The 7646-nt window shown below is 45.4% G+C and carries 6 protein-coding genes; all 6 read left to right on the top strand.

What is annotated here, in order from left to right; all coding sequences use genetic code 11:
• Positions 1-274: 274 nt before the first annotated feature.
• A complete protein-coding gene (locus HMPREF0581_RS06955; RefSeq protein ID WP_036381752.1) occupies positions 275-2236 on the top strand; it encodes an FMN-binding protein in 1962 nt (653 codons plus the stop codon).
• A gap of 665 nt (positions 2237-2901) precedes the next feature.
• Positions 2902-4194 (top strand): group II intron reverse transcriptase/maturase, encoded by a 1293-nt coding sequence (gene ltrA, locus HMPREF0581_RS06950; protein ID WP_036381760.1) that lies wholly within the window; start codon positions 2902-2904, stop codon positions 4192-4194.
• Positions 4195-4309: 115 nt separating this feature from the next.
• Complete coding sequence (gene tadA, locus HMPREF0581_RS06945; protein WP_242835203.1) at positions 4310-4843, top strand: tRNA adenosine(34) deaminase TadA; 534 nt, start codon at positions 4310-4312, stop codon at positions 4841-4843.
• Positions 4844-5644 carry an Ig-like domain-containing protein gene (locus HMPREF0581_RS06940; RefSeq protein ID WP_036381749.1) on the top strand — a complete coding sequence of 267 codons (801 nt, stop codon included), beginning with the start codon at positions 4844-4846 and terminating at the stop codon, positions 5642-5644.
• 114 nt (positions 5645-5758) lie between these two features.
• Positions 5759-6751 (top strand): 4-(cytidine 5'-diphospho)-2-C-methyl-D-erythritol kinase, encoded by a 993-nt coding sequence (locus tag HMPREF0581_RS06935; protein WP_036381746.1) that lies wholly within the window; start codon positions 5759-5761, stop codon positions 6749-6751.
• Positions 6751-7419 carry a GntR family transcriptional regulator gene (locus tag HMPREF0581_RS06930; RefSeq protein WP_009643209.1) on the top strand — a complete coding sequence of 223 codons (669 nt, stop codon included), beginning with the start codon at positions 6751-6753 and terminating at the stop codon, positions 7417-7419. The genes HMPREF0581_RS06935 and HMPREF0581_RS06930 overlap by 1 nt, the downstream gene beginning before the upstream one ends.
• Positions 7420-7646: the final 227 nt, after the last annotated feature.

Here is a 7646-nt window from a genome sequence, read left to right as displayed (position 1 = left end):
TGATGTAGCGCCGTATACGAGATCCGTATGTACGGTGCAACGGGAGGGTTGAGGGCTAACGCCCTCGCTCTACCCTATTGTTTAAACTAACAGGATGTAGTTACCTGAGTAGCTGCTAATACCAAGTATCATTGTATTTTTTTAATACATAAAGATATAAAATACATGCAATTTAAAAGTTTGATAAATTATCTGAGTAAATTTGTGCTATACTAGGGTTAGTCATGACTAACTTATAATTTAATAACACTCACTATCATTATAGGAGGAATTAATGAGCAAGAACACGATCTTAAAACCGGTATTAATCGGGGCGCTCATTCTAGCAGTGGCAGGGGGAATAGCTTTTGGTATGTTCTCGGGGAAAGGTGAGAAGGCTAACAAGTCTGCAGTTTCTCACAAGAAGGAGCATGCTGATATTGCTAGTGAACAAAATGAGCCACAGGAGAGTGCAGATAAGGGTACTGCAGGGGACTATGAGACTAATAGTAACGGGGAAAACAGCAGTCACGCGTTAAGAAGAAATTCTGGTGATAATCAGAGAGCTAGAGCAGTTATTTCTCAGAATAGAAGACAGAATCAGGCAAGTGCTTCGGCAGCAGTAAAACCTGGAGTAAGTGCTACACCTTCGGTAAGTCCATCGAAGCCATCTGTAAGCCCTTCAAAGCCGGATGCTAAACCTGGTGCGAATCCTGGAACGAATCCAAGTGTAAACCCAGGAATAACGCCTGGTGAGCCTGTCCCTCCTGTGCTAGATAGACAGGCGCAGATCGAGAAAGAGATAAGCGATTTAATGAGGAAATCCGATCTCAAGGACGGAAAATATGTTGGACTCGGCGATGGATTTGACGAGGCTAGAGGCGGCGTTAAGACCATAGTAACAATCAAGAACAACATCATCGAAAATGTAGTATTTGTCGAAGGTCAGGGATACTCTGGACTAGACTATATGGCAATCTCTGCGAGAGCAATACCATATCTGTGTGGTGAAGAAGGCAAGAGAAATATCGCTATTCTCAAGGTGTATAGAAAGTATATCGACCAGATTGCGCACGCAAAGGACCAGGCCAAGGAAGCCGAGAAGCTACTGGGCAAGGAGTATGCAAGCAAGATTTCTGATGCGAGAAGAGCCGAGATGGTTTCGCCAGTAATCAGAGAGTATCTGGGCAAGAATCACAAGTGTAAGAAGATGATGGACGCGATTTCGGGCGCTACGCTCACTACGGGAGGAGTCGGTCTATCAGTGGACAACGCTTTAGAGCTTTCAGAGAACGACAAGAAAACTGGAAATGACATCACTGAAATCAATGTACTCGAACCCACGGCAATAAACGGCTATACAGGACAGAGAGTTCTGAAGTCGGACATTGCGAAGCCGCTTGATTTATCAGGTGTTAAGATTGAGCTGACCAAGGAAGATGGAACTAAGATAGTGGTTCCTTATGCTGAATTCGATAAGTACGGAATAGAAGTTACCAATAGAGATACTGGCGAGAAGCTGTACGACAAAATGAATCTCTCGGACGAGACTAAGAGTCAGGCGCTAATTGCTAAAATCACACACAAGGGTTCAAAGAGACGCACTGAATTTGCGATATTCTTTGAGTCGTACAGCACAGATTACATCACCAAGATGGAATACAGCTTCGATAATGGCAAGACTTGGGAAGAGGTTGCTGACCCTGCGAAGTCTGAGGAGAATAGTAACAACATAGCGTACAGACAGACTATTAAGCTCAAGAAAGAGTACTTCGGTAAGAAGGCTAGATTCAGAACTACATCCTTAAGCGGCAAACACTACGAGTATGAGAGCAGATTCAAAGTGGATGAGTACGGATATAAGTTCAGCTTCAACTGTGTTAATAAGGATTATGAGAGCAACAAAAATGCGAACTTCGCACTCTATATCACATTCGTCGAGGATGTGGTCGATGAAAATCCAAGTACAGGCGATAACAATGATGAGGGAAATCCTGAAGAGGACAACGAAGTTGAGGATGAGTTCAAACCTGAACTTTCTACGAAGATAATCAACAAGAAGGTTGGAGATGCTGAGCCAACTATTGATGAGTACAGGGCTTTGATCTCAAACTTTCCTAATGACGGTAGCGTATCACTAGAGGTTCTCGATCATCCTAATATGTCAGAAAACGGATATACTTTGGTCAAGATCAAAGTTATTTCGCATAGCTCTGGAAAAGAGTCTATCATCACAATTGGTGTCAGCGTTGCGTAGCACGGGTTGAACCGAAATCACTAGACCAATATGGTATGACTATGTATCAGAAATAATCAATTAGATAACAATCTGTGGAATAGCTACCCATTAAACCACAAAGAAAGTTATAGACCCGAGAAATTGGGAGCTGTCGCATTAATGCGACAGCTCTATTTATAGTGTGCCGGGCATGGCACAGTTCTTACTGGTGAGAGTCCAGTCACGGGTATTTACCGCCAAGTGTAGCGAACCGCAAGCGGAAAGCAGTAATGCTCAAGTGAAGGAAGCGGTGTAGCAAAGCCATCGAGCCTACGAATAGAAACCGGATACAAGGCTAAACGGTGTGTGAGGTTGCTGTACAAACCGAAGCCCAAAAGGTAAACGTATCACCGAGACAGTAAATCCGGAGGTTGTGTGGCAAAAGAACTATGTCTTACCCCGGGAGACCCGGACGGCGTGGAAACACGTGCGGAAAAGGCTTGCGTCCGGGAGTCAGCTGAGACCATAGTACCGGGAGCACAAACGGGAAGGGTCTAATGTCAATGTATTGCAAATCACTGCAAGCAAGGTCGGAATAATCCGAAATCGAGGATATGCTCTGAAAGCAGAAACGTAAGTCTGTGGAGGCAAAAGGTAGAGGGGATGATTTCCGACAGATTTACGAACAGAAAGAGGAGCAACAAGTGGAATTAATCGAATGGATATTACAGGACAGGAATATTGACGAGGCAATCAAGAACGTCAAGCGAAACAAAGGTGCAGCCGGAGTCGATGGGATGACGGTAGATGAACTTGACGTGTATTTTACTCTTCAAAGGGAAGAGCTGAAGGCTCAGATACGTGAAGGTAAATACAGACCGAGACCGGTAAGAAGGGTCTACATACCTAAAGCCAACGGCAAGAAGAGACCTCTCGGAATACCGACAGTCACAGACAGAGTTGTACAGCAGATGACAGCACAGATATTGTCTCTCGGATATGACAAATATTTCAGTGACTATAGTTATGGGTTCCGAGCGAACAGAGATTGCCATGGTGCGATAGAGAAAGCCCTCGAATACCTCAACGAGGGATATGAGTGGGTGATAGACCTTGACATCGAGAAGTATTTCGACATGGTAAACCATGACAAGTTAATTTCAATACTCAGAGAACGCATCAATGATGCGAAAACGCTACGACTGACTCGACAGTTTCTAAGAGCTGGAGTCATGGAAGATGGCTTGATCAGCCCAAGTGAAGAAGGGGTACCGCAAGGCGGACCTCTTTCACCTATACTATCCAACATCTACCTTGACAAGCTCGACAAAGAACTGGAATCAAGGGGACTTCATTTCGTTAGATACGCTGACGACTGCGACATCTTCGTGAAAAGTGAAATGGCGGCAGACAGAGTGATGAAGTCTGTGACAAGCTGGCTGGAGCGCAAACTTCGGCTGAGAGACAGTGCCACTAAGACAAAGGTCGTAAGACCTACGAAGAGTAACTTTCTGGGATTCACATTCTGGAAGAGCAAAGACGGTTGGAAGTGCAGGCCTGCCAAAGACCGAAAGAAGAAACTCTATGAGAAGACTCGTGAGATTCTTTGTCGGAAGAAAGCGACCGCGCGAACCATAAAGTCTACGTTTATGCAACTGAACTGGCTCATCCGGGGGTGGATAAACTACTACAGAATCGGTAGCATGAAAGGCTTTCTGGATGAATATGGACAATGGCTGAGGCACAAGGTGAGAGTAGTGATACTCAAACAGTGGAAAAAGCCGAAGACCATATTCAAGAACCTGATGGCTCTGAACAGGATTCAGAAGTGTGGCTTTGAGGAGGAAAGACTGTTAAGCGTGGCAAACGCAAGGCAGGGATGGTACCGAATGGCTACTATCCGGGATATTAATTTCCTGCTAAATCCAACGATACTTGGCAAAAAGACAAAGAGCCGACCGGGATTGGTCGACCCTTTAGCGTATTATCTGAGTTAATGCTTGATTCTATGTTGATGTAGCGCCGTATACGAGATCCGTATGTACGGTGCAATGGGAGGGTTGAGGGCTAACGCCCTCGCTCTACCCTATTGGTTGAAAAATACGCATCTCTATGATAAAGTTAACAGATATGCGAGATAACAATTTATATATGCGAGAAGCTTTGAAGGAAGCGTACATTGCAGCTGAGCTTGGCGAGGTTCCGGTAGGGGCTGTGATAGTAAAGGATGGCGAGATTATCGCCAAGGCTCACAATATGGTGGAAGCCTATGCATCTTCGTCGGCGCATGCAGAGATGCTGGCAATGGATGCGGCAGAGGCAAGGCTGGGCAGTAAATGGCTCAGCGGGTGCGAGCTATATGTGACATTAGAGCCGTGTTCTATGTGTGCAGGAGCAATGGTATTAGCGAGGCTGGAAAAGCTCTGTATAGGGACAATGGACCCCAAGAACGGGGCCTCCGGGTCGATATTCGATATCACCGGCTCGGACAGTCTCAACCACAGGATAGATGTAGAACGCGGAATACTTGCCGACGAATGTGCGGAGGCGCTGACGAGCTTTTTTAGAGAGCTGAGGATAACTAAGGCGCAGCTGCGCAAGAGTAATATAGTCAAAGACAAAGTCGATATACCGGAGGAAAAGTAGATGAAAAGAAGAGGGTTAATTGCGGTTCTGACAATGCTGATGATAGTGCTTAGCACGGCTATGTGCTTAGCAGCTGACGATAGTGCATTTGCGCTCAAGTCGTCATACCCTAAGGATGGCCAGAAGAACACCTCGATTGAAAACCTGGGAGTTAAGCTGTATTTCAATCATTCAGTGTCCAGCAAGGCTGCACAGGCCAACAACGCCAAGAGCGTTAAGATCATCAATAAGGACGGCAAGAAGATTCCGATCAAGGTTCTGACAGCAAACGATAAGTCGGGACTTGTTCTTGTGCTTGGCGACAACACTGACAAGAAGTTCAAGGTGGAGAATAACTCGGAGTACAAGCTGGTGATCGATAAGAATTTCGTAGATGACTACGGAAATTCTCTCGGCAAGGACACAGTTGTAACATTTAAAACATTCAACCAGAGGCTCAGCATGACCATCAACATGGTTATGATGGTAGTCGTGTTCGGTGGTATTATGGTTGTGACTATCAGACAGCAGAGCAGCCGGAAGGACGACGAGAAGGTCGAGAAGGAGAAGAAGGGGGAGTCCGCATTCAACCCTTACAGAGAGGCTAAGAGAACCGGCAAGTCAGTTGAAGAGGTAATCGCAGAGGAGAAGAAGCGTGTTGCCAAGGCTGAGAAGCGCGCCAAGAAAAAGGGCACAGTTAAGAAGGAGGAGAAGCTCAATATTAGTGAATTGCTTCCGAATGTGTATAAGGTTCATAAGCCAAGGCCGATCACTGCAGGCGGCGGTACATACAAGTCCGGCCGCGGAAAAGCTTCCAAGTAATTAAGCATAATTTCGGAAAATCACAGATTATACATAACATTTTGCATACAAAATAGTACAATTAGTGCGAGGATACGACGTATCCTCGCATTTTTTGAGGTAACGGGTGGTGTTATGAATACACGAGTGATTACAGCACAGGCACTTGAGCTTAATGCATATGCAAAAATCAACCTTTCGCTATACGTGCTATCCCGACGATCGGATGGTTATCATGACATCAGGTCGTTCATGCAGGGGGTCAATTTATGTGACACCTTGAAAATAGAAGCGAATTTACCAAAAAATTACAGTTTTCGTTGTTTTTTTGTTAAAACTAACATATACTTATGTGCGAATAATAAGAAAATCCCACAATCTGCGGACAATCTTGCCGTTAAAGGGGTGGTATCAGTTATTGAGGCTGTTTCCGATAGGGAAAGCGTTGCTGAACTGATGAAGAGCAGAGGTATGGAATGCATCTCAATACATATTGAGAAGAGGCTTCCTGTGGCAGCGGGCATAGCCGGCGGAAGCGGAAATGCAGCAGTCGCAATGCTTGGAGTGAATTCCATGCTTGGCAATCCGTTCTCTCTGAGAGAACTGATGAAGATAGGTGCCGGTGTAGGGGCGGATGTACCGTTTTCTTTAATGATGAATGCGTACATGAACAAAGCCCTTTTATATGGGCTGCCCGGACTCGCAGAAGCGAGCAGTGCCGCTGTAGTGTCCGGAATTGGAGATGTGGTTGAAGCTGCTGAGCCGAGACCATATCATGTAATATTATTTAACCCGGGAATTGCTGTTTCTACCAGGGAAGTATACGAAGCAATGGATGAGGAACCGGACAGAATCTCATATATGAGAAAAAAGACTGATGATCACATCTTCTATAATGACCTCGAGCTATATACGCTTGCGAATTATGAAGAAGTCCGGGCTTTGGAAGAACTGATTCGCAAGAATTTACACGCAGATGAAGTGCTGATGAGTGGCAGTGGACCGACTGTGGTAGCTTACTATACCGACCGTACTAGATTCGAAGCAGACTATGCAGACTTGGGATCTGCTAACTGGATTGAGCCAACTTGGAGATACTGGAAGACGGAGAGTGGAGGGTACAACTAATGGAGTTAGATTTTCAGATTCAGAAACCACTTAGAGAGCTTGTATATTTGGAACTCAAGAGAAGAATTCTGACCGGCGAGATAGAATCCCATACAAGACTCATGGAAATTGAACTGGCAGACAAGATGAATGTTAGCAGGACACCTATCAGAGAGGCGGTTCGTAAACTCGCAGCTGAAGGTTTAGTAGTTATCGAGCCGAGACATGGTGCGTATGTGTCGGAAATTTCGATAAAAGATCTTGAGGATGTATTTGAGGTAAGGGAGGCGCTTGGGGAGCTGGCTGCCGGAATTGCGGCGGAAAGGGCTACCGAAGAGGATAAGGCGGCACTCAACAAACTGTTAAGGCTCAACCAGCTTGCAATTGAGAACCATAATAGGGATGAGATGGTAGAATACGATGAGAAGCTGCACAACTACATCGTTGAATGTAGCGGCAATAAGACGCTGATTCAGATGGTTAAGCAGGTGCAGGAGCTCTCGATGAGATTCCGTTACGTATATTATGATGATCAGAGCAAGTATATGATTCAGCCTGTTGAGCATAAGAGGATAGTCGATGCCATCGTTGCCGGCGATCCGGAGGCAGCTAGAAAAGCAGCGAAGGAGCATATTGCAACTCTAAAGGCATTTATCGTGGAGAGAGATAAAGGAAACGGAATGATGTGATCGCATAGTGGCTCACCAAATAAGCATAACAAGAGATGAAACTTGATGCGCGATGTGCGTAGATCCTTTCATTTTCTTCCATTCCAGCGGGCAGACCGTCACCTGCCCGTTTTTTAGTGCTTGAAGTTGCCGATGCGGTGATTGTCGGCTTATAGGACAAAAAACGTGTTACAAAACCGCTATAGCCATTGAAATTTCAATGGCTATAGCGGTTTTATCTTTTTTGA

It is taken from the genome of Mogibacterium timidum ATCC 33093 (assembly GCF_000525775.1).
In the GTDB taxonomy this organism is placed as follows: Bacteria; Bacillota; Clostridia; order Peptostreptococcales; family Anaerovoracaceae; genus Mogibacterium; species Mogibacterium timidum.
Note: the sequence above shows the minus strand (reverse complement) of the source record. Positions and strands in the feature narration are given on the sequence as shown.